This window comes from Shewanella sp., assembly GCF_051658185.1.
Classification (GTDB): Bacteria; Pseudomonadota; Gammaproteobacteria; order Enterobacterales; family Shewanellaceae; genus Shewanella.
This window is the reverse complement of the sequence record NZ_JBOFMC010000231.1, coordinates 1-2107: the sequence shown is the minus strand read 5'-3', so window position 1 is coordinate 2107 and position 2107 is coordinate 1. Positions and strand designations below refer to the sequence as shown.

The window sequence follows — 2107 nt, the reverse complement described above, 5'->3', positions numbered from 1 at the left end:
ATGCCGAGATTGATACTCTCGATGCCGACCAGACTCGGTTGGTCAACGCACTCGCCCCAGCACTGCGTCAAGATTTAACGACGCTCGGCCTGCAGTGGGAGTTAGGTTTATTGGCTGAGCCCATTGCGCGGAATAATGGCCGACACCTTGTTACTGATCTAGGGCTAACCGCGGGAGATGAAGCCCATTTTAGCGCCCATATCAAGGGCCGGAAATGGCAACAGATCAGCGCATTTGTGCGTCATTTACCCAAACTTGATTTGCCGGTACTCGAGTGGTGTGCTGGCAAAGGGCATTTAGGTCGGCTATTGGCAAAGACCCGACAGGTGGATGTCGTGAGCCTAGAGTGGCAGGCCACGCTTTGCCAAGAAGGTCAGGCATTTGCTGATAAATGGCAATTATCCCAACAGTTTATTTGCGCTGATGCCTTTGAGATGCAAGTCAGTCGCTCAAACCCTGCTACGCATAAACTGGGTATCGTTTCGCAGATTAAGCCGTCCCCCCAAACCGCAACATCGATGGCGATACCGTGCCCGTTAGTAGCACAGCAGCAAGCTGTCGCACTCCATGCCTGTGGCGATCTTCATGTGCGTTTGCTGACTTTGGCCGCACAAGTGGGGACTCAGGCATTGGCAATTTCGCCCTGTTGTTATCATTTGATCCAAGCGGAGCATTATCAAAGCCTATCCAGTCTTGGTAAAAGCAGCGCGTTAACGTTAAGCCGACACGATTTACAGTTACCGCTGCAACAAAGCGTGATAGCCAGCCCCAAGCAACAGGCGCTGCGCCACCAAGAAATTGCTTGGCGCCTTGGTTTTGATGCCTTGCAAAGGCAATGCCGTGGCCGAGATCACTATCTGCCGATCCCCTCGATAAAACAGAGTCAACTGAGTGGCAGTTTTAAGGATTTTTGCCTATGGGCGGGCGCGCAAAAATCGGTGGATTTGCCGCATCAGCTCGATTGGGATGCGTGGTTGGCGTTAGGATTGCAACGACAGCGGCTCACGCGGCGCATTGATTTAGTCGCCCATTTATTTCGCCGTGTGTTAGAGCAGTGGTTAATCTTAGATCGCGTATGTTTTTTACAGGAGCAAGGATATCTCGTTGAGGTGGTTGAATTTTGCGCAAACAGTGTCACCCCCAGAAATGCGCTCATTTTGGCAATTCAGTCTGTTGATTAAGCTTTAATTGTTAAAAATATTTTCTACCTTAATGTTTTTTATGAAGTATTTTAGCGTCTGCCGATTTAATGCTGCGGCAGATTTCGCCCTCATGCCGGTGATTCGCCTTAGGGTTAAGCCATAAGCCCGTAAACGAGAATGGTTTTTTATTGAATCATCTGGCTTTTCTTGTTCAAATGTCCGCCTAATAGCGAATAACAACCCAACGCTGGCGTTAGGCCAGCCATGCCTGTGAGCGAATAAAACAGTTCCATGAAATATTCCCGTGTATTTATTAATAGCCTGGCTTATGAACTGGCACCTGTGGTGGTTTCCAGTAGTGAGCTTGAATCTCGGCTTGCGCCTTTGTATCAAAAGTTCCGCATACCGATGGGGCAGCTGGCGGCATTGACGGGCATCACTGAACGCCGTTGGTGGCCGAAGGGGCATCAATTATCCGATGGTGCCATTAAGGCGGCACATAAGGCCATGGTTGAAACTGGAATAAATGTCGCCGATCTGGGCGCGGTGGTGTACACCGGCGTGTGCCGCGATCAACATGAGCCAGCGACAGCCTGCCGCATTGCAGCCGAGCTTGGGGTCTCTAAGGATACGGCGATTTATGATATCAGTAACGCTTGCCTAGGGGTGTTATCGGGTATGTTAGATATCGCCAATCGCATCGAACTGGGGCAAATCAAAGCGGGGATGGTGGTGTCCTGTGAATCGGCGCGAGACATCGTCGATGTCACGATAGAGAACATGCTGGCGGATCCGACGATGCAAAATTTTGCCCAGTCCCTTGCGACCTTAACCGGCGGTTCTGGCGCGGTAGCGGTGATCTTAACCGATGGCAGTTTGCCCCTTGCCAATCAGCGCCAGCATCAACTGCTCGGCGCCTCTCACCTATCGGCTCCTCAACATCACCAACTGTGCCAATGGGGATT

At 51.1% G+C, this 2107-nt stretch carries 2 protein-coding genes; both read left to right on the top strand.

Annotated features, from left to right (window positions below; all coding sequences use genetic code 11):
* Positions 1 to 1181, top strand: a 1181-nt coding sequence (locus ACRCZA_RS09145) for a methyltransferase (RefSeq protein ID WP_438674137.1), incomplete at its 5' end; no start/stop codon positions are given.
* A gap of 252 nt (positions 1182 to 1433) precedes the next feature.
* A partial coding sequence (locus tag ACRCZA_RS09140) for a 3-oxoacyl-ACP synthase III (RefSeq protein ID WP_438674136.1) occupies positions 1434 to 2107 on the top strand: 674 nt, incomplete at its 3' end.